General features: G+C 60.5%; 18 protein-coding genes and 1 pseudogene. 10 read left to right on the top strand and 9 right to left on the bottom strand.

The window, feature by feature from the left end:
• The 8 genes from VIZ63_RS19840 to bla all read left to right on the top strand — a co-directional run bounded on the left by VIZ63_RS19840 (nucleotide 1) and on the right by bla (nucleotide 11,751).
• Nucleotides 1-1,236: a cytochrome c gene (locus VIZ63_RS19840; protein ID WP_331611488.1), complete on the top strand. Its 1,236-nt coding sequence runs from the start codon at nucleotides 1-3 to the stop codon at nucleotides 1,234-1,236.
• A 243-nt stretch (nucleotides 1,237-1,479) separates the two neighbouring features.
• Nucleotides 1,480-2,937 carry a sodium:solute symporter gene (locus VIZ63_RS19835; RefSeq protein ID WP_331611486.1) on the top strand — a complete coding sequence of 486 codons (1,458 nt, stop codon included), beginning with the start codon at nucleotides 1,480-1,482 and terminating at the stop codon, nucleotides 2,935-2,937.
• 55 nt (nucleotides 2,938-2,992) lie between these two features.
• On the top strand, nucleotides 2,993-4,729 hold the full coding sequence (locus tag VIZ63_RS19830; protein WP_331611485.1) for a DUF1592 domain-containing protein: 1,737 nt from the start codon (nucleotides 2,993-2,995) through the stop codon (nucleotides 4,727-4,729).
• Between the two features lie 34 nt (nucleotides 4,730-4,763).
• Nucleotides 4,764-6,107, top strand: coding sequence for a DUF1552 domain-containing protein (locus VIZ63_RS19825; protein ID WP_331611484.1), 1,344 nt, complete (start codon nucleotides 4,764-4,766; stop codon nucleotides 6,105-6,107).
• The gene (locus tag VIZ63_RS19820; protein ID WP_331611483.1) at nucleotides 6,107-7,477 is read left to right on the top strand and encodes a hypothetical protein; all 1,371 of its coding nucleotides are present in this window, start codon (nucleotides 6,107-6,109) and stop codon (nucleotides 7,475-7,477) included. Before VIZ63_RS19825 ends, VIZ63_RS19820 begins: the two co-directional genes overlap by 1 nt.
• Nucleotides 7,478-7,484: 7 nt before the next feature.
• The gene (locus VIZ63_RS19815) at nucleotides 7,485-8,606 is read left to right on the top strand and encodes a hypothetical protein (RefSeq protein ID WP_331611482.1); all 1,122 of its coding nucleotides are present in this window, start codon (nucleotides 7,485-7,487) and stop codon (nucleotides 8,604-8,606) included.
• Nucleotides 8,607-9,545: 939 nt separating this feature from the next.
• Complete coding sequence (locus VIZ63_RS19810; protein ID WP_331611481.1) at nucleotides 9,546-10,103, top strand: hypothetical protein; 558 nt, start codon at nucleotides 9,546-9,548, stop codon at nucleotides 10,101-10,103.
• A 691-nt stretch (nucleotides 10,104-10,794) separates the two neighbouring features.
• Nucleotides 10,795-11,751, top strand: coding sequence for a subclass B3 metallo-beta-lactamase (bla, locus tag VIZ63_RS19805; protein ID WP_331611480.1), 957 nt, complete (start codon nucleotides 10,795-10,797; stop codon nucleotides 11,749-11,751).
• 18 nt (nucleotides 11,752-11,769) lie between these two features.
• Here the strand turns inward: bla and VIZ63_RS25700 are convergent, their stop codons facing one another.
• The 7 genes and pseudogenes from VIZ63_RS25700 to VIZ63_RS19775 form a co-directional block, all read right to left on the bottom strand.
• Nucleotides 11,770-12,105, bottom strand: coding sequence for a hypothetical protein (locus VIZ63_RS25700; protein WP_331611479.1), 336 nt, complete (start codon nucleotides 12,103-12,105; stop codon nucleotides 11,770-11,772).
• Nucleotides 12,106-12,148: 43 nt separating this feature from the next.
• Entirely contained in the window at nucleotides 12,149-12,724 is a 576-nt protein-coding gene (locus tag VIZ63_RS19795; protein WP_331611477.1) for a cytochrome P460 family protein, read from the bottom strand.
• A gap of 310 nt (nucleotides 12,725-13,034) precedes the next feature.
• A complete protein-coding gene (locus VIZ63_RS19790) occupies nucleotides 13,035-13,316 on the bottom strand; it encodes a hypothetical protein (protein WP_331611475.1) in 282 nt (93 codons plus the stop codon).
• A gap of 77 nt (nucleotides 13,317-13,393) precedes the next feature.
• Nucleotides 13,394-13,932, bottom strand: a pseudogene (locus VIZ63_RS25465) (sulfatase-like hydrolase/transferase); the annotation flags it as partial.
• 278 nt (nucleotides 13,933-14,210) lie between these two features.
• Nucleotides 14,211-14,768, bottom strand: coding sequence for a hypothetical protein (locus tag VIZ63_RS19780; RefSeq protein WP_331611472.1), 558 nt, complete (start codon nucleotides 14,766-14,768; stop codon nucleotides 14,211-14,213).
• A 186-nt stretch (nucleotides 14,769-14,954) separates the two neighbouring features.
• Nucleotides 14,955-15,266: a ribonuclease E inhibitor RraB gene (locus VIZ63_RS25460; RefSeq protein WP_349261232.1), complete on the bottom strand. Its 312-nt coding sequence runs from the start codon at nucleotides 15,264-15,266 to the stop codon at nucleotides 14,955-14,957.
• Between the two features lie 1,038 nt (nucleotides 15,267-16,304).
• Nucleotides 16,305-16,910, bottom strand: coding sequence for a hypothetical protein (locus tag VIZ63_RS19775; RefSeq protein WP_331611471.1), 606 nt, complete (start codon nucleotides 16,908-16,910; stop codon nucleotides 16,305-16,307).
• A 524-nt stretch (nucleotides 16,911-17,434) separates the two neighbouring features.
• On the opposite strand from VIZ63_RS19775, the gene VIZ63_RS19770 reads away from it, so the two are divergent.
• A complete protein-coding gene (locus tag VIZ63_RS19770) occupies nucleotides 17,435-17,929 on the top strand; it encodes a hypothetical protein (protein WP_331611470.1) in 495 nt (164 codons plus the stop codon).
• Here VIZ63_RS19770 and VIZ63_RS19765 read toward each other — a convergent pair.
• Together VIZ63_RS19765 and VIZ63_RS19760 are read right to left on the bottom strand one after the other, a co-directional pair.
• Nucleotides 17,904-18,650: an SDR family oxidoreductase gene (locus VIZ63_RS19765; RefSeq protein ID WP_331611469.1), complete on the bottom strand. Its 747-nt coding sequence runs from the start codon at nucleotides 18,648-18,650 to the stop codon at nucleotides 17,904-17,906. The two genes, VIZ63_RS19770 and VIZ63_RS19765, sit on opposite strands and share 26 nt — an antisense overlap.
• A gap of 215 nt (nucleotides 18,651-18,865) precedes the next feature.
• Nucleotides 18,866-19,855: a nitronate monooxygenase family protein gene (locus VIZ63_RS19760; protein WP_331611468.1), complete on the bottom strand. Its 990-nt coding sequence runs from the start codon at nucleotides 19,853-19,855 to the stop codon at nucleotides 18,866-18,868.
• Nucleotides 19,856-20,160: 305 nt separating this feature from the next.
• Here VIZ63_RS19760 and VIZ63_RS19755 point away from each other — a divergent pair, with 305 nt between their 5' ends.
• Nucleotides 20,161-21,264: an aldose epimerase family protein gene (locus VIZ63_RS19755; protein ID WP_331611467.1), complete on the top strand. Its 1,104-nt coding sequence runs from the start codon at nucleotides 20,161-20,163 to the stop codon at nucleotides 21,262-21,264.
• The last annotated feature ends 1 nt before the right edge of the window (nucleotide 21,265 follow it).

Raw genomic sequence — 21,265 nt, 5'->3', positions numbered from 1 at the left:
ATGTCGTTGTTGAAGCTAGTTTCTCGATCTGTCATCGCAGCCTCACTCGCATCGGCGTTCTCTGTGGCATTGGCGGACGCGGATCCCGACCGTGGCGAGTACCTGGTGCGTGCTGCAAATTGCGTGAGCTGTCACTCGGCGCCGGGCGGCGCAGTGTTCGCCGGCGGAGTGCCGTTTCCGACGGACTTCGGCACGATCTACTCGACCAACATCACTCCAGATCAGACGACGGGAATCGGCGGCTGGACGTTCGAGCAGTTTGAGGCAGCGATGCGTCGCGGCGTGCGTCCCGACGGCCAGCATCTCTATCCGGCATTCCCATACACCAGCTTCACCCGGCTGACCGATGACGACATGCGCGCGCTGTACGACTACTTCATGCGGCTGAAGCCGGTGAGTGCGCAGGCGAAGGAAAACCAACTGCGCTTCCCATACAACCAGCGCGGACTGCTGAGCATGTGGAAGCGGTTGTACCTGAATGAGTCAGCCTTCACGCCGGACGCGACACAGTCTGAGCAATGGAACCGCGGTGCCTACCTGGTCGAGGCGCTCGCGCACTGCAGCGCCTGCCATTCACCCAGAACGACGTTCGGTGCCGAAGATTCGAGTGACCTTTATCGTGGCGGCGTCCTGCAGGAGCTCGACGAAGAGCGGGGTCTGCGCAAGCGCGGCGCGCCGGATCTCACACCGTCGCCGCACGGCCTTGGAGCGTGGTCGGAAGATGACATCGCCAGTTATCTGAAGGCTGGTATCAATTCTCGTGCCCGGCTGATGGGCACGATGAACGAGGTCGTGCTGAACAGTACGCGTCATCTCACGGAAGCGGATACGCGAGCGATGGCGGTCTACCTGAAGAGTCTGACGCCATCAGCGAACGCCAGCGCGCGTCCGGGCACGAAAGTCATGGAGCTCGGTTCAAAGCAATACGACATTCACTGCGGCACGTGTCATCTGCCGACGGGTCTCGGCTCTGCGGACACGGGTCCGCCGCTGTCCGGGAGCGCGTTCGCGCAGGCACCCGATCCATCGTCGCTCATTGACCTCGTCCTGAACGGACCGCGCTTGCCGATCGAGGCACCGTCGAGCGCGTATCTCAGTCGTACGTGGCAGGCGATGAAGCCCTTCGCTCAACAGATGAGTGATGAACAGGCGGCGGCACTGCTGACATTCGTTCGAAATTCCTGGGGCAACGCGGCATCCGCCGTTGAGCCGATGGACATTGATCGGCTGCGGTGATGGCGGACGTCGTATTTCAGGTGGGTGTGCTGGTGGCGTGTGGCTGGGCTGGTCTTTAGCCCTGCTAAAGCGAGATGCGCCAAACCTCATTGATCTGATAGCGATGCCCGGTTTAACAACTCAACAAACTCATTCGGCCCTGCAACGAAATTGTGAAACACACCTGCACTCCGACCCGATTGGCCTGTTCGTGCCCGTCCGCGTCGGTAGTGCAAATGCGGCGGCCGTGAGGAGCGAATGACGATGGATCTGCTTGTAATCGCACTTTATATGCTCGGGATGATCGGTATCGGCTGGTACGCCAAGTCGCGTGCGCGAACTCAGTCGGACTTTCTCGTGGCAGGCCGGCGGCTCGGGCCCGTGTTCTACGCCGGCACGCTTGCGGCGCTCGTCATGGGTGGCGGTGCCACGCTCGGCGGCATCGGGCTCGGCTATGAGCACGGGTTGTCCGGCGTGTGGCTCGTGTTCTCCATGTCGGCCGGTGTGGCGGTGATCAGTCTCGTGCTGGCGCCGCTGATCAATCGGTTGCGCGTCTATACCGTGAGTCAGATGCTGGAGCTGCGTTACGGCGCGATGGGGACGCGGGTCTCCGGCATCGTGATGATGGCCTACACCCTGATGATTGCCGTGACGTCGACCATCGCCTACGGCGCGATCTTCTCAGTGCTGTTCGACATCGGCAAAGTGCCAGCGATCATGATCGGCAGCAGTGTCGTGATCACGTACTCCGTGCTGGGTGGCATGTGGTCGATCACGTTCACCGACATGGTCCAGTTCGTGCTGAAGTCGGTCAGCATATTTCTCATCCTGTTGCCGATGGCGTTGTTCAGCGCAGGTGGGTTAGAGGGGCTGCACGCGCGGCTGCCGGCTGAGGCGTTCAATTGGACGGAGATCGGCCCCGGAAAGATCTTCATGTATCTCCTGCTCTACGTGCCGACGATGGTCATCGGTCAGGATCTGTGGCAGCGCGTGTTCACGGCGCGCACCGACGCCGTGGCGCGTTGGGCCGGCTTCTCCGCCGCCTGCTATGGCTTTGCTTACGGCGTTGCCGGGGCCCTGATCGGCATGTCCGCGAAGGTGCTGCTGCCGGGTCTCGTTGGGCGTGATGCGGTCTACACAGAAATTGTTCGTCATGTGTTGCCGGTGGGATTGGCTGGCCTGGTCGTGGCCGGTGCCTTGTCCGCCATCATGTCGACCTCCAGCGGTGCACTGATCGCAACCGCAACCGTGGCGAAGGAGGATGTGCAGGGTAAGCGCAGCACTGGCGATGGCCACTACGACGAGATTCGCAATACGCGCGTCTATATCGCCTTCTTCGGCATCACGATGGCGGTGATCGCCTGCCTGGTCAAGGACGTGGTCACTGCGTTGACGTTGGCATCCGATTTTCTGGTGGGCGGTCTGCTGGTAGCGGTCATCGGTGGAATGATCTGGCGCCGTGGCACCGCCCGCGGCGCAATCGCCAGCATCTTCGCCGGCCTGATCGGCACGCTCGGCACCATGGCGATTCTCTGGGACGTCTTCGCAACACTGCCGATCTTTGTCGGTATCACCTGCAGCCTGGTCTCGTATGTGGTGGTCAGCTTGCTGGACCAGCCGACATCGCCTGCGGTGCTGGCTCGCTGGGATGAGCGTGTGCGCGCGAAGTCTGCGGCCCCCGCGTCACCTGAAGATCTGGCAGTCGAACGTGCCCCGTCATGATGGCATGCGGCCTGTTTTGCGGCTCAGCCACAACGTAGCTTCTGAGAGGTTCTAAATGGGTGTGTTTCTGTCGAGGCGGTCAAACGCGCATGGGCGTCGTCGTCTGATGATCGGTGGTGGCATCGTCACAGCGCTGGCGGTGGGGGCCGCCGCTGTGTTCTCGAGCTGGAGTAGCGGCACCGAACCCGAATCAAAAGGTACGCCGGCCACGCTGCGCCTGCTGACGCAGGAGCAGTATCTGAATTCGCTGTCATATATCTTCAGTCCTGATGTGCGACCAGTGACCAACTTCGCGGCCGTGCCGCGGATCGATGGACTGCTGGTGAGCGGCACGTCGATGGCTGGCATCACCGCCACCCAGCTGGAGATCTACCAGAAGACGGCGACGACGGTCGCAGCGATGATTGTCGACGAGCGCAGTCGCAGGTACCTCGTACCCTGCGAGCCGAAGTCGACCAGCGAGCCCGATGCAGAATGCGCCAGGGAGTTCATCTCGCAGGTGACACCGCTGCTGTATCGCGGCCCCGTGCCCGCAGAACGGCTGGAGGCGCTCGTCACCGGCGCGAACGAAGCGGCCGCATCGCTCAATGATTTTTACCAGGGCTTGAGTGTTGCCATCGAAGGCATGCTGGTCAGCCCCAGTGTGTTGCTCGTGACCGAGAAGACCGAGGACGATCCGGACCACCCCGGCGAGCTGCGGCTGGATGCCTGGTCGCTGGCCACGCGTCTCAGTCTGTTTCTGTGGAACGCAGGACCCGATGCCGAATTGCTGCAGGCAGCCAGCTCAGGAGAGCTGCTGACGCGCAAAGGGCTCCAGCGTGAAGTGGATCGCATGCTGGCCAGCCCGCGACTGGAAACGGGCGTGCGGGCATTGTTCGACGACATGTTCGCCTTCGAGAGCTTCGTGACGCTGGCGAAGGATTCGCTGATCTATCCCTCCTTCTCCGGTGAAACCGCCGTTGATGCGCGCGAGCAAACGCTGCGTACCGTCGTCGACCACCTCATCACGCGGCGTCAGGACTATCGCGATCTGTTCACGACGCGCAAGACATTCATGTCGCCAGCGCTGGCGCCGGCCTACAAGGTCGCTGCGTCCGGTCCGGGCTGGATGCCTTATGAATTCCCTGACGACAGTCCGCGTGCAGGCTTGCTGACACACATCAGCTTCCTCGCGCTGCATTCTCATCCGGGTCGCAGTTCCGCAACGATGCGTGGCAAGGCGCTGCGTGAAGTCCTGTTGTGCCAGAACGTGCCGTCGCCGCCGCCGAACGTGGATTTCTCCAAAGTGCAGAATCCCGATGAGGGCATGAAGACGGCGCGTGAGCGGGTTGGTTTCCATCTGGAAGAGCCGGCCTGTGCAGGCTGTCACCGGATCACTGATCCGATGGGACTCACGATGGAGGCCTTCGACGGTGCCGGTGACTTCCGTCACTCGGAGAACGGTGTCGATATCGACACTACCGGCAGCCTCGACGGTGTCGAGTTCACCGATGCAGTGGGATTGAGCTCGGCGTTACGGAATAACCCGCAGCTCCCCTGGTGCATGGTTCGCCGGGCCTTCGCCTACGGCACGGGTACCGCAAGTGCTGCGAATGATCGACGCGTGCTTGAGTTCCTGTCGGCGCGCTTCGCGGCCGACGGCTACGTTGTGCCTGACTTGCTACGCGAGATCGCGCTCAGTCGTGCTTTCCAGAAAGTCTACTTGCCGAGCGAACGCCAGACCCATCCACTTCCTGACTTGACGACGGTAAAGCTGATGTCGAACGACGCACCCGCATCGGCGACGCACTGATCCAGAGCACAGAAGACAAAAGGATAACCATCCTATGAACATCAAAGATCTGAATCGCAGGCGAGTCCTCCGCGGCATGCTCAATGGCACTGCAGTGGCCGTGGGTCTGCCTCTCCTTGATTGCCTGTTGAATGACAACGCCACCGCCATGGCCGATGGCAGGCCGATGCCGGTGCGATTCGGTACCTGGTTCTGGGGGCTTGGAGCGACCAACAATATCTTCGTGCCGCAAAAGACCGGGACGAACTACGATATTCCAGAGCAGTTTGCGCCGTTAACGCGCGTGCGCGAGCACGTCAATCTGATCACGAATCTCACGGCGTTTCGCGACGGTGAGCCGAACCTCTGCCATTACTCGGGATGGGTCATCGGCCGAACAGGATCGGCGCCAAAGTCGGGCGCCACCCGGCCCGGTGAGACACTCGATATCACGATCGCGAATCAGATCGGACGCACCACCCGATTTCGCACGCTGACGGCGGCTGCCACCGGCGACTTTCGCAACACCGTGAGCTACGAGGGCGCGAATACGCCCAATCCGCCAGAAATCTCCCCCGTCAGTTTCTACGGACGTCTGTTCGGCCTGGGCTTCCAGGATCCGAATGCGTCGACCTATACACCTGATCCAAAGACCGTGGCGCGCCGCAGCGTGCTCTCCGGTGTGATGGATGAGATCAAGACGCTGGAGAAATCAGTGGGCTACGCGGATCGACAGCGCCTCGATCAATACCTCACAGGTCTGCGGCATCTGGAACATCAGTTCGATCAACAACTGGTCAAGCCGGAGCCCATCGCTTCCTGCAAAGCGCCTGCGGCCATCGGTGATGAGCCGGCGATGGGTAGCGAAGTGGAGATGGTGAAGAAGCGTCACCGTCTGCTGACTGATCTCATGGCCATGGCGGTCGCCTGCGACCAGACCCGTGTGTTCAACATGAGCTATTCCAATGCGCAGGCCAATACCACCAAGGCCGGTTACGAGAAGCCCCACCACACGACGACCCATGAAGAGCCGATCCACGGCAAGCTCGGCTATCAGCCGAACTGCGCCTGGTTCGCCCATCGCGCCATCGAGGAGTGGGCCTACTTCGTGGAGGCCTTCTCGAACATCAAGGAGGGTAGCGGCACGCTGCTCGACAATGTGCTGATCTATGCCAACACCGATCACGGTGATGCGCGCATTCATTCGCTCGACAAGATGGTCGCGTTCACCGCCGGCCGCGCGGGCGGTCGCGTGAAGACCGGATTGCACGTCGATGCAGGCGCGACCGGCGTCTCGCGCCTCGGCTACACGATGATCCGGACGATGGGGGTGGATACCCCGGGTTGGGGAACCAAGAGCAATCGCACCTCCAGTGACCTGGGAGAAATACTCGCGTGATGCGTTCTCTAATCAAGAGTCTGTTGGCGTTCACCCTCGGCGCTGCACCGTGGTTCGCGATGGCGGCGACGCCACAAGCACCCGCGGCATCTGCAGCTCCAGGGACTGAGCAGTATGAGTCGGTGCCGATGCCGCCGGGGTTCCAGGTCGTCGTGAGCGAGTTGGAGGGTCCCGTGTTCGCAGACGCGAGTGGACGCACGCTGTACCAATGGCCGGTGAAGACACTGCGTAACGGCGCAGTCGGCGAGCGCAAGCGCCAGCCAACCTGCGATCACACGAAGTACCGCGTGAACTCCGGTCTGATGAGTCCTTATCCACCGGGTCTGGAATTACCCGAGGTGGACACGCGGCCCAGCTGCCTCGACGTCTGGCCCGCCGTTATCGCCGGCAGCGATGCGAAGGCCATCGGCAAATGGAGCGTGATCGAACGCAAGGATGGGATCCGGCAGTGGGCTTATGACGGCAACGCACTCTATACGTCCGTGCTCGACGAGCAGCCAGGCGATGTCTACGGCGGAACGTTTCGCCGCACCGGCGGCGATGCGCCAGGTGAACGTAAACCGATCGGACCGCCGTCAATGATTCCGCCGCAGTTCACGATCGTCCCCTCGCTCGCCGGTCGCATGCTCGTCACCAGCGATGCACGCTCGGTCTATGCCTACGCCAAGGATGCTCCGGGCAAATCCAACTGTCTGGCGGACTGTGCTCGCCAGTGGACGCCCGTATTGGCGCCTGCGTACGCGAAAGATCGCGGCGAGTTCTCCATCGTTCAGCGCGAGCCGGGGATTCGGCAGTGGGCATTCAGAAATCAGCCGCTCTATACCCGTGTGGCGGATGAAAAAGCTCGCACTCAGAGCGGCAGCGACGTGCCTGACTGGTCGAACGTCTACACACAGCGCGCGCCTGCGCCACCGGCGGATTTCACTACCCAGGATTCGGTGTCGGGCATCGTCCTCGCGGACAAACAGGGCAAGACGGTCTATCTGTACAACTGCGGCGACGACGCGCTGGACCAGCTGGCCTGCGATCATCCGGATTCTCCACAGGCGTATCGCTTCACGGTGTGCGGTGCCGGCGACCCGCAACGGTGTCTGGAGAACTTCCCGTACGTACTTGCTGCGAAGGGCGCGAAGAGCAACAACCGGATCTGGAGCGTCATGCAGATCGATCCCATGACCGGTAAGCGCGCAGCGCCTGGACAGCCGGGCGCACTGAGCGTGTGGGCATTCCGCAAGCGGCCCGTCTATACGATGTTCCGTGACAGCAAGCCCGGTGACGTACAGGGCGATACCTGGGGCGAGTTCTACGGCCTGCGCAATGGCTACAAGGCGTTCTGGCTGCGCGATGACTTCGGCAATGGCGGGGAGTGACATCACCATGAATCGATCGCAACGTTTGCTGCAACGACCGCTCGTGAGTCTGATTCTCGGCGCCCTGGCGCTACCGCTGCTGACCGGTGCAGCGCCGACCAATGGGCCGGCGGCTGACGACTGGAAGCCGCCCGGCGGCCGGATTGGCTATGTGCTGTGGGACGAGTACTGGGGAATTCGCGAGACCGCTGATGCGAAAGAAGAATGCCCGCAAGGCTTCAATATCGGTCCGCGTGAGCAATTCGCCATTCTGTATCCGCAGAACGGCAAGCCGCACAAGCTGGTAGATAGCCAGCTCGCGTATGAAGCGGACGTCTGGTTCCCGACAACGAAGCCCGATCGCTTCGAATTCCACGAGGCGACAGGAAAGTACGCGCTGGGCATCGATCTCGACGGCAAGAACTCACCGGAGGATTTTGTCAGCGACGATGGCCGCACGGGTATCGACAACGAGCTTTTCCGTGTGGTCGGCTGCGTGCGCAACTACCGAAAGGAGGGGGAGCTGGGAATCATCACCACCAAGTGGCGACAGCAGAACCCGTTCAACCGCGTGACGTTCGAACTCACGAATGTCGACAGCTTGAAGAACGATCCAGAGGTAACGGTTTCCTACTACCGCACCAGCGATCATCTCCTGTCAGGAACCACCGGGAATTTCCTGCCTGGCGGTTCACAGCGCATCGATGGCCGCTGGGGCAAACGCTTCACGGCCACCACCAGGGGGCGCATCGTTGATGGTGTCCTCGAGACCGATCCGTTCGATCTTGAGCTACCCGAGTGGGCGCTCTCGGACCCGTCCATCATCAAGTTCAAAGGAACGAAGTTGCGACTGGCGCTGACTCCTGAACGGGCGGAAGGTGTGCTGGGCGGCTATGCGGATGTGGAGCAGTGGTATTACGCGATGAATACGTCCTGGGCGACACACCATGCGGCCTATGGGCAGGCATCGGCACCGTCCATCTATCGGGCGCTGCGTCGGCGAGCTGACGGCTATCCCGATCCGAAGACCGGTGAGAACACCGCCATCTCCGCTGTGATGGATATCAAGCTCGCTCAGGTCTATGTGATTCATCCCGACCAGGCGGCGGATCGGCCGACGGATATGCCCGCACGCGGGGCAACGAACTGAACTGAACGGATCTCGCTTGGTGCCTCTGTCGATTCACGGGAGTCGGTGGTGGCTTGATGACATCGTTATGGCGCAGTGCTGCCCTGGTGCGCTGCGCCGGATTCATGCCCAATGACAATACACACGACATTTCTTCCCCGTGCTGCGGCCTCCTGGTCCACGGACGAACTCAATCAGTTGAGAGTGATGGCGAAATCAGGCGCTTCCATCTCGACGATAGCGAAATCGCTAAAGCGTTCTGTGTCAGCCGTTCGCAATAAGGGTGCGATGCATGGGATCTCGCTCTCGGCCGCAGGCGCAAAGGTGCGCGTCTGCGAGGTCCGGTGTGCTGACGACGGGGTGACGTCGCGACTGGTCGGCTGATCGCCCGCATGCGGCGGTGGCATTGACCATCCGACTTGCTGCAAAGACCCAGGCAGGAAGCACGTAAAACGTCGCCAGACGTTGCGTTGTCAACGTATAAGTTCACGACGCCGTAAGTGGCTCGTCGACGATCCCCCTCCCACAATGGGCAGCCTGCGTTGACGTGAACGCTATTCAGGCGCGAGGGCTTGGATCATCGTAGTCGAGATCAGTGTGCGCGGTCGCTGCATGGAAATGTCCACACCATAGAGCGATTTGAGGAATGACTGGTCCCACACCGTGATCCTCGAAGGGGGCGGGGTGGCCGCGCTGCGCGACGGCGCCTGATCAACGCACTACGGAACAGAGTTCGGGTTTACCGGATATCCGATGTCCGGCACCGATGGCGCGCAGTCGTCAGTAGCTGCCGATGAACTGGCCGTTCTGCCCGCATTACGTATCGCGGTGAAAGGAATGGCGCAATACCCTCGGAACGACGGCGCCGCACGCTCGAACGCAACGGTACGCCGCAGCGTGCCATCTCCGGCCCCGGAGTGAGCACGACGCCATACGTGGACCTACCAGCAGGAGACAGCCATGCGAAACACGGTTCTCATGACCATACTGACGGCCACGCTTGTCTGGCCTGCCATGGCACCGGCCCAACAGGCAGCGACGCCCCTGACGAAGGCCGCATCCGTCGAAGCCCGCGCCACTGTCACGGACATCGACCCTTCGACGCGCACGGTGACACTCAAGACCGAAGGCGGCGAGACTGTCGACGTTGCGGCTGGGCCCGAGGTGAAGAACTTCGATCAGATCCGGGCCGGTGACGTGGTCAAGGCCACGTACACCGAGGCGATCGCCTTCCAGGTCGTGCCGAAGGGAGAGACTCCCGGCGGTGCATCACAAACCGCACAGCGCATTCCCGGCGGCGCAGAGGTCGGAGAGCAGGTGACGACCTCGTTCAAGGTAGCGGCCGTTGATCAGGACACCAACACCCTGTGGGTGACACTGCCCAACGGCAATACCAGGAAGATCCATGTCCAGGATCCGGCAGCGCAGAAACGACTGGAAACCCTGAGTCCCGGCAACGTCGTTGCGGTGACGTACAGCAAATCGATGGCAATCCAGCTCGAGAAACTTGCCAGGTAGACAAGTTCGCTACTGGTTCGGTGCCGGTTGCGGGGTATCGGAAAACCCGCAGCCGGCACTACAGGAATTTTCTCCTTCGCCAGATCATTTCCCCGGGTTGTTCTCCAGTTTCTTCATTGCTTCATCGAGCACCTTCTTGGCGCTCAGGCTGTCGGCACCCCGGCGCGACGGATACGCGAGCAGACTCTGCACCAGCTACCCACATCTTCGATGCATAGAACTTGCGGCCGATGTAGCACGTATTCGTGCGACTCGGGATCCATCCTTTCCATCGGATCCATGCGCAGTTGAAGACGTGTCTCGATTCATCCGCACGACCGTCTGCTTATCGATGGGCGTAGGTTCGCGATCGTGAGCAAGCTCGCCAAAGCCGCCATTCCTGACGGTGTTGCCGAGATACATGTCAGTTTCGGTCGAACGAAGCTATCGACGGTGACCGGGGTGGTGCAGCGATCGCCGTCTGGCCGGTTATCGCAAGGACCGCAATCCTCCGTACTGGTGCGAATGCATAAGCCAATGGGTTGTTGATATATGCGAGCTATGCTTGTCTGAAAAGCACACGGCTGCTATGGGCTGGCCGTGCCGGAACAACGGTATCAAACAAACCGAGCCGCCTTGTCGCAGCGGAAGCCGCGATCCGCTGCAGACGCCTGTGTGTAACTACAGCGGCCTCATCACGTGGGAGTCAGGCATGCGCGCGAGTGTCCAATTGACCGGTGCAGCGATTGCATCTGCGACCCTTCTTATTGCCACTGCTGTCCACCCTCAGGGACAGCCATCGAAGCTGCCGACCAGGGAGCAACTCGCGAACGACGACAAGCTGTTCCTCTCCACTCTGGGCAAGACACTGAAGTGGGAAGAGCCCGCCGAGCCGGTCCGGATCGCCGGCCCCATGTACTTCGTCGGCACACAGGGCCTGGGTGCTTTCCTGTTCACGACCTCCGAGGGCCACGTCCTGATGAATACAGGCATGCCATCGTCTGGGCCGATGATGGTCGAATCGATTCGCAAGCTCGGTTTCAAGCCCGAAGACATCAAGGTCATGATCAATGGCCATGCGCACTTCGATCACGCCGGTGCCTTCGCCTATTTCAAAGATCATTTCGGTGTGCAGCTGGCGGTCATGGAGGGTGACGTTGCCGCGATGGAAAGCGGCGACAGAAACGACTTCAGGTACGCGGACGACTTCGCTTACCCGCCAGTGAAAGTGGATCGCATTCTGCGCGATGGCGACACGATCAGGATGGGCGATGTGTTGTTGACGGCGTATGACACGCCCGGGCACACACCCGGATCGACGACCTGGATCGCGAACATCGTTGCCGAAGGCAAGGCTTACGTCGTGGCCTTCCCCGACGGTGCGGGTTTCAATCCAGGCTACAGGCTGGTCAAAAACCCGTCGTATCCGGGCATCACCGACGACTATCGCCGCACACACCATCGTCTCGAAATGCTGAAACCGGATATCTGGCTCACTCATCACAACGAGTACTACGGCCTCGAAGACAAGCGACAGCGGGCGAAGACGGAGGGTGTGAAAGCCTGGATTGACCCGGAAGGCTATCGCCGCTTCATCGCCGTGAAGAAACGGCAGTTCGAAGACGAAATCGATGCGCAATCCGCGGTGCCGACGAACGCACAGAAGTAAGCCAGACGGCTTCTCGTTCTACGTCCGCTCCACGATCTGCGCGCCAGATTTCGCTGCGCGCAAGAGGCCGCGCTTGGTTGGCTCGTCCAGCTTCTTCCAATCGAATCCATTGCCTAGGGTCAGACCGATCTGTGCGAACGACGCGATGAGACTGTCGGTTGAATGCGCTGAGGCGGGCAGGCGGTCGCGCATCGCGAATCCGAGCTCATCGAAGGCTCGAAGCTCTGGCGGCGCCTGGACGATGCTCACGTTGTAGCCCTCGCGCCGCAGCGCTTTGTAAACATCCTCCCACGCGGCGCCATCGACGAAGCCGCCGTGAACGAGAACGACATTGAAGCCCTGTGATCTCGACATGACTGTTCTCCTGGTTCGCCTCGCCCCTGGGCGCGGAGCAGGGTCATCTGTGACCGTACTCCGTGAAAACGTAGTCACGGTTCTTCACGATCGTGTGGCACGCGGCCCCGCACTTGGCGTCGTTTCCCTGCGGAGGCTTGTTAGCCGTAGTTGCCGGCGTGAACGTGTCGGACGCGGCGTCATACGCGAACGCTGCATATCCCCATCCGCCGCTGTCCGCGAACCGTTTGCTGTCCTTGACCATGAAATCAACGTTAGCCTGCGCGCCTGCTACCGTCGGCGGACCGGGATAGGCCTCTTTCCTGGTCGCGTTCCAATGAACCTTCGCCATCCTGGCGCCGTCCGGGAATGGCTTGCCGTTCTCGGGAATGCCGGCCTTGAAGGCGTCGATCATCGCAGGATTTCCCAGGATTGCCGCGAGGTGATCGCCGTTGTGACTGACGGAAATCACCGGCCAGCTTTCGTATCCCTTGAACTCAGAGAACGCCAGTCCACCCGGAACTTTCACTTTGTATTTGTCCGGGGCAGTGGGTGCTGCGTACTCCGCAGCGGAGACAAGCGTGGCGACCAGCGCGGCGCAACTGGTCAACGCAGCTACACACTTGAAAGCGGCGTGCATGAAGATCTCCTTGGCAACGAGTGGCAGGGTTGAAGTATCGCGGCAACGAAGCTGAGCTGGATCTCGTCCTTTTCGCCCGCAAAGCGGACACTCGGGTGCGCTCAGCCAGTCAAGGAGCAGGCAAGAATTCTGATATCCGTCACTTGCTCCTTACGCTAATGATCGCGGGAACGCAGAGCTATCCGTGCAACGGGCAATGTCTGCAAGTAAAATCCGTGGGGCCCAAAGCTCCCCTGGCTGGTTGCCGGCACCCGGGTCGTCGGCGACGGGTCACGCCCCCGATAGGTCTGCGCCACCCAGGGCGCAGTAGTCACTGTTTCAAGTCGAACGTGACCTTCTCGGTCCCACCCGTGAACTTGAATGGCAGCTGAGCCACGTACTCGCCGATATCCATGCCTTCGCCCACCGACCACGACTTGTTGAGTACGCGTGGTGCAGCGTCGTTCGGTACCGCAAGCTGGCCTGGGTAGTACGTGAGTTGACTGCGCTTTCCGCCCAGCTCGGGACGTCCCATGTTTTCCGCATTCAGTCGCTCGACTGCCCGCCAGTCGAGCGGCAGCACGTGATGATTCGCAGCCTCTGCCCACCACATATCCTGCAGCTCGCGCAGCTTCTGAGGATTCTGGGGTTCGACTACTTCTATGGATTCAACGCGGGCGACATGAATCAGTGGAACCCGATCGTGTATGAGAACCGCAACTTGGTCCCGCCCTCCACCGATCGGCCATTGGCCCAGCGATCGAACGGCCCGGCGATGCTGGCTTCCCACGGCGGCGTGTTGTGGTCTTGCCGATCCACGCCGTCATGTAGCCGTTCTGTCGCAACACTTCGGCGACGGTGCCGGCGCTGCGCGGAATGATGCTGGTGTAGCCGTCGTAGCCGGTGGCGGTTTCGGAGATCACGCCGGTGGCGACGGAATGGTGATTGCGGCCAGTAAGCAATGCCGCGCGCGTGGGACTGCACAGGGCCGTGGTGTGAAAGCGATTGAAGCGTATGCCCTCAGCGGCCGGACGATCCATCGTCGGCGACGGTGTGCCGCCGCCGAAGGTGCTGTACTGGCCGAAGCCGGTATCGTCGATCAGGATCAGAACGACGTTCGGCGCACCTTTGGGTGCGTGCACCGGCTGAGGAAATTGCGGCGGATCAGAATCCAGATAAGTCCGTCCGACATTGCCGGGGAAATGGAAATCCGGCCGCGGCAGAACGATCGGAGTTCCTGCCGATTGCTTGTCCCCGGCGGCTGTTGGCGACTGGGCGCCGACGACTGGCACGAACCAAACCAGCGCCAGCAACAACGCTGAGAAAAGCCTTCGTCCACTCGATGCCCGCATACCGCACCCCATCGACACTCAGCTCGAGTGCCGCGAGTGTCCTACCCGCCGGATCGGATGAGCATTCGTAGTGGGGGCAGTCGTGGGGCGGGACATGACCGCGATGCCAAGTGGCGGCTTTGCTGTCTTCTGATCGGGTTTGGCGGGGATGGCTTCTACTCATTGCGACATGCGAAAGCGTCCGCCCCTGAGGGCCGGCGTTCCTCAAGAAATCGCGTCAGATCACTGATTCGAATTCCGTAGCGAGGCCGGATACTGCTTCTGCCGGCTATAAAAAAATCCGCATGGCTTGCAAGCGGTTTTTCGTCGAATTCATCGGTTGGCTCAGCGAAGCGATTGCGGGGTGATCGAAAGGCCATTTCCGTCTTCATGGCGTTCGTGCCACACGGTAACCACCAGACCTCATCGGGATAAGCGGGAAAGGCCAGTTCCCCGCGCGCATCCTCGCCGACTTCCACCCGATGGTACCTGGGCATGACAATCACGGTGCCATCCCAAAGGAGATGGATCAGATGCAGGGCGTCTTGCGAGGCGCGGGGGATCCCGTAATGACTGGTGCTCGCAACGGCGATGCTGGCAGGCAGTGGCGGGCCAAACAACTGCTGGACAACTTCTGCCTGCAGTTTGAATGGAGGCGGATCCATACAGATGACATCCGCTTCTTCACACTTAGGGAACTGCTGCAAATAGGCGCCCGATTTGAGCCGCACCACGACCACCACGTCCCTTGCCTTTGATTCGTCGAGTCTTGGATAGGGCTCCGGCAGTGATGCGCATGAAGCGATGAGTACGCATGCGACAACGTACAGGAGAGGGTGCGCTCTCATTCCTTTAGGCCCAACGCCATTGCTCACGCGCGTGCGTCTTCGCACGTCGCGTGCATGGACTTGATGGACCTTCTACGGTGCTGGGCCAACATCCATTCCGTCATATGAATTCAAACCCATCTTTGAGGCCAAGGCGTACAGCTCTTGATTCCTGACGTGAAGCGATTCGACGGTGTGAGTCTCAATCTTCTCAACATGTAGCCGCCATCGAGCAGAAGCCGCCGCATCCGATCTCTCGGAGATATCCACCACTCTGTACCCAATCGCCTCCAGCTGCTCACCAGCTTTGCGAAGGGGCTCTGGTGTCTGATTTATAAAGAAGTAACCCCATAACAGCGGCCCATCGATGTTCCACGGCGCATCTCGTCGCATGGAGTCAAACATGGATTGAAGCTGCGATTTGCTGATGGGCGGGGCTGCCAGAGCCGCGGATGTCGCGGCTACCAATACGAGGCTAACAAGTAGCGAAGCAGTCTTTGTCATGTCTTCTCTTCTGCGGTCCAACGTGCAGTAACCCCGTTGCCGCGTCTTCGCGGCGATCTCGCAGAACGGGTTGTTGGGCAGTTCCGCGCTATTGCGGCGTCAGGGATCGACCCTCGAATCCGGTCACTACGGAGCGACCAAAAACAAAGTGCGGCCCAAAGTAGGACGTGAGTCCAGTTGCAGAGACGTACGTGAAATCCTCGCCAGCAAGCATCCACATATGTCGACTGTGTTCGATACGCTCGACACGCTCTCTCGATAACCTAACAACCATCAGTCCGGGTCCAATTGGAGGATGGCGCCCACTAAGCCATCGCAAAGACATCACGAGGCTGTGCACGATCGTCAGAGCAGTGGAATGCCGATGATTAACGCACTTTTGCACTAATCGGAGCACGGTGCTCTTCTCTGCTGAAGACGGAACAACGCCAACACTGTTCAGAACGCATCCCCCGGGAAATTTCTCTGGAAATTGAGTCTTAACTTGAAATTCACGTAATGGCTCGGCGAGCCAGTTTCCGTTCTCGTGGTCTATGGCATTGTCAATAGTGACGATGCCTGGAGATAGGTCAGTTTCACCTCTCAAACGAAACATTCCCACTCCCTGAAATGCATGGCGCTTATAGCGTGGCTGGATTCGTAGACGACGGAAATCTGCCGTAGCTCTTTCCCGAATGCGCTCCGCCACCTGCGCCATATCTTCGTTCGGACCTTCGGCGATTACGCGAGCTAGCCAGTCGTCAGTTCGCGTCGTCCCGAGACTAGCAAGCCCCGTGTATGCAAATGACACGCGCCCATTCACGACTACGGCCTTATTTCTCTCGTCCTCAATGATTGCGTGCGGTGCTGCAAAGCTTGTTAGACGGCGGTCTGAGATCTGGAAGACTGTATCCTTCGTCAAGCATGCCAATACAAGCGTCATTATTCTGATGCCCAACGCTACTGTTCAGCCGGAGCCGCGTCTTCGCGGCGATCGGTTGCAACAGATTGTTGGGCCGGATCGAAGAGATTTGGGTTGCGGAACGCCTTGCATATGACGCCTTGGATCTCACTCTTTGCGCCCCACAACTCATTAATCTGAAACTTGCGATCGAAGATTGCCAGCGAGAGCGGCGCATCGATGCTCTCGTGCATATTTTCTGGCGCCGCCATCACCGCGACACATAGTCCGGTGATGTAAGAAGAAGGAAGATTCCACACTGAACCGATCTGAAGCGATCTGGAATCGTTGAACTGCAGGCGTGGATCAAGCTCCCCCTCATGAGAGATCGCCGTTCGACCGAACTTGTAGATGGCCTCAGGAAAGGAGACATCGTTCACGCGAATGTTTTGGAAGATGTTCCTTGTCGCAACCGCCGTGATCATCGCTTCTTCGTCTGCAACGAAGTTCCTAATCCGGTCGCCGACGCCTTGCTTGGGCCGCCTTCGTTTTGCGGTCTTGTCCAGCGCCGGGAAGAGATGGATAAGCGCCTGCTCGTAGTCACGCATCTGCAGATATGTGATGCATGACTTGAGTCGTCTGCTGACCGAGCTTGGCTTCGCCATTCTTATGCCCAACAGTTAATTAGACGGAATCCGGAATAACGATTTAGGCGGAATCCGTCTAAAAATTCGTGAATTCATTGCCAGAGTATGCCGTAAGTTGCTTATGCAACAAATAAAACGCCGAGACCGCGATCCTGATGGGCGTTGCAGAACGCAGGGCGAATAGGCGTTGTGCTCGCGAGGGTGCCGGTACCGGAGGGGTTCGGCCCTGCGTGTTCTTTCGGCAAGTGAGATCCTGGGGCACCTGGTGACAGCCATTGTCAGCGTCATGAGTGATCGTGTGGCATCTCCAAGGCCTGTTCGGGTCGACTCGAGCTCTCGCGCCAGTAGATTCCTGAGCCTCGATGAGGCTGCGCCCGATCCGGTTCGCTTCCCGCACCCGGATTCCATCGCGTGGCGACCGGCGAATCCGCAGTCGGGGTATCGGCGTATTGGTTTGATGGTTCTTGCGTGATCCAGCGTCTGCGCCGCATGCATCTCCAGAATCCCTGGATGCGAGTCGGCCAACACCCAGGAGGTTCGGGATGGAAACCTTCTTCAGCAATCTGTGGAGCGTGCTGGTCGGTGGATACAATCTGACCGCGAGCCACGGTTATCCAGGATGCGCGGTCGCATTCGGCGTCGGTCTCGCCATGGTGAAATACGCCGCCCGGCTGAATGGAACGCCTGAGCGTCTGCACGGCACGCTTCGCAACGGGACTTTCGATGTTCATTCGCGGACCGACGCAGTACCTGGAACGGGCAAGGGTCTGGGCGATTGGCTGATCGCACTTTTCTGCAATCTGGCAGGCGGTGCATTGCTGATGATCGCCGTTATCGCTGCAGTCAACGTGGCGATGTATGGACCGAATGCCCCGACGCGCGCTTTCGACGGGGCTGCAGGACGTGAGTTCGCCGCGCCTCGGGGAATGCCCATCGAGCCTGAGTGGGTGAAGCCGAGACCAGGCTCCGCAGAATCCGACTGTCGATCGCAGGAATCCTGTCCGGAGAGGGTCAACGCCCGCCCGACACATCGATGAACGTCCCCGTCGCGTACGACGCCTCATCCGACAGTAGCCACAGAATGGCATTCGCCACTTCGTCCGCCGTGCCGCCACGCTGCATCGGCACCGAGCCTTTCAGGCGTTCGATTCTCCCCGGCTCACCGCCGCTGGCGTGCATATCGGTGTCGATCAGGCCGGGACGCACGGCGTTTACGCGGATGCCCGCGTCGCCCACTTCCTTCGACAGCCCGATCGTGAAGGTATCGACAGCGCCTTTCGACGCGGCGTAGTCGACGTATTCATGCGGCGAGCCGAGTCGCGCCGCCATCGAAGACACATTGACGATGGCGCCGCCGCTGCCGCCGCGCTTCGTCGACATGCGCAGAACGGCTTCGCGGGCACACAGCATCGTGCCGAAAACATTGGTGGCGAAGACGCGCTGCAATCGTGCAGCCGACATCGAATCGACATCGGCCTGCGGTTCGAGGATGCCGGCGTTGTTCACGAGGGCACTGAGCGTGCCCAGTTCGTTATCGACGGTGCGGAACAGCCGAATGACGTCGGACTCCAGCGCGACATCCGCGGCCACGGCGATCGCACGTCCGCCTGACTGCTCTATCTCTGCAACCAGCGTGCGGGCCGCTTCCGCGCTGGATCGATAGTTCACACAAACTGCGTAACCGCGCTGTGCGGCCAGCCGAACGGTGGCGGCGCCAATGCCGCGGCTGGCGCCTGTGATGAGAATGACCCTGGTCATCAGAAGGCTCCGTTACAGCGATGAAACGCGATCTGGGGAAGCTCTGATTCATTCGTCATTCCCGCGCAGGCGGGAATTCATGTCTCTGATTCAGATGGATTCCCGCCTGCGCGGGAATGACGCATGCGGGCATTGATCAGACCTTCCCTGACTTGCTGTTTTTACCTGGATCCCGTTCTCCAACGGGACACGGTAAGGACTTGATCAGTCCTTACCTAGGTTTCTCTCGCCCACCCACGCGTGTCCCGCTGCAGCCGTTCCCGCGCAGCGAAGTATTCCGCTTCCAGTCGATCGACCAGTTCGCTCACCGTCGGCACGTCATGGATGGCGGCGACGCTCTGGCCGCTGCCCCAGATATCGCGCCAGGCTTTCGCTTTCTGTGCGCTGCCACTGCCGAAATTCATCGTGCTTTTGTCGGCCTGCGGCAATGCATCGGGATCGAGCCCGGCATTCACGATGCTGGATCGCAGGTAGTTGCCGTGCACGCCGGTGAACAGGTTGGTGTAGACGATCTCTTCGGCCGTGCTGTCGACGATCGCCTGCTTGTAGGCGTCCACGGCATTCGCCTCCTGGCTTGCGATGAAGCGCGTACCCATGTACGCAAAGTCGGCGCCCAATGCCTGCGCCGCCAGAATCCCCGCGCCGTTGGCGATTGCGCCCGACAGAATGATCGTGCCGTCGTAGAACTCGCGGACGGCGGTAAGCAGGGCGAAGGGCGATAGCGCGCCCGCATGTCCGCCGGCTCCGGCGCACACGAGAATCAATCCGTCGACGCCGGCCTGCAGCGCGCGCCTGGCGTGCTTGATGTTGGTGACGTCGTGATAAACGAGTCCACCATAGGAATGCGCGGCTTCGACGACGGCGTCCGGAGCCTGCAGGCTCGTGATCCAGAGGGGCACCTTGTGCCGTACGCACACTTCGATGTCATGAGCGAGCCGGTTGTTCGAGCTGTGAACGATCTGATTGACCGCGAACGGCGCGACCCGCCGGCCCGGGTGTTGCTGCTGGTACGCATCCAGTTCGGTACGGATGCGGGTCAGCCATTCATCCAGCACGGGCTCCGGTCGCGCATTCAAGGCGGGGAATGAGCCGACGATGCCGGCCTTGCATTGCTCGATGACCAGTTCGGGCGAGGACACGATGAACATCGGCGAACCGATGACGGGCAGGCGCAACTTGCTGCGCAGGGAATCGGCAATCGCCATGAAGCTACCTCGGGGTCTGGGACGCGCAAGGATAACGAAGCGCTACCTGTTTGCGCGCAACCTGTGACCACCCGCCAGAATCAGGCCGGCACCCTCAAGGTGTCCGGAGATGATCATCGGCGTGCGACATGCCTTGAAACCGCTGCTATTCCCCACGCTCGGTCACGTGGCGGGGCTTGCCTGCCGACCCATTTAGTGACATTTTGTCTGAGTTATTTAACGGGCTGGATGTCAGGGGCACCCGGCGGGTTCGTGAATCTGCATGGCGGAAAATAATGAAGCGGAAACAGATGCTTGTGGGTGCCATGACGCTTTTGACGCTGCCCTGGCTGGTGGCGCCGGCGTCGGGCGCTGAGGCGAAGCGGATGCAGTTCGGCAAACTCGACGACGGAACCGCGATCGAAGCCGTCGAGCTCTCGAACGGCAAAGTCTCGGCGAAGATCATCACGCTGGGGGCATCGGTCCAGTCGCTGACCGTCCCGGATCGCAACGGCAAGGCGGGAGATGTCGTGCTCGGCTATGCGACGCCGGCGGAGTATCTGGCCAAACCCCAGTACTTCGGCGCGACGGTCGGTCGCTACGCGAACCGGATCCGTGCCGGCAAGTTCTCTCTCGACGGCAAGTCCTACCAGCTCGCCACCAACGACGGACCGAATCATCTGCACGGCGGTGTGCGAGGCTTCGACAAGGTCGTGTGGAAAATCGATTCGGTGAAAAGCGGCTCACCGTCGAGCGTGGTGCTGAGTCACGTGAGTCCGGACGGCGACGGCGGCTATCCCGGCACGCTCAAGGTCACTGCGACCTACTCGTTGAACGACAAGAACGAACTGAGTGTCGAGTACCAGGCGACGACGGACAAACCGACGATCGTCAACATCACCAATCACAGCTATTTCAACCTTGCCGATGGCGGCGATATCCTCGGCCATCGCCTGACATTGCTTGCGGATGCCTACACGCCCGTCGATGCCACGCTGATTCCTACGGGCGAACGTCGCAAAGTCGCCGGTACGCCTTTCGATTTTCGCGAGCCGCATACCATCGGTGCGCGCGTACGCGATGGCAACGACGAGCAGATCCGTTTCGGTCGCGGTTACGACCACAACTACATTCTGCGCGGTGACGCTGGAACGCTGCGCCTTGCCGCGAAAGTGGAGGATCCGGCATCCGGTCGGGTCATGGAGTTGCTCGTCACGGCGCCGGCGGTGCAGTTCTACTCGGGAAATTTTCTCGATGGCACCAGCATCGGCAAGGCGGGTCGCATCTACCGTCAGGGCGATGCGCTGTGTCTCGAGCCGCAGGTATTTCCCGACGCGCCCAATCATCCGGATTTCCCGTCGGCGCGCCTGAATCCCGGTCAGACCTACACCAACACCATGGTGTTTCGTTTTTCTGTCGCAGGGAACTGAC

The organism is Povalibacter sp., assembly GCF_036520495.1.
In the GTDB taxonomy this organism is placed as follows: Bacteria; Pseudomonadota; Gammaproteobacteria; order Steroidobacterales; family Steroidobacteraceae; genus Steroidobacter.
This window is presented reverse-complemented; position numbering and strand designations above follow the sequence as displayed.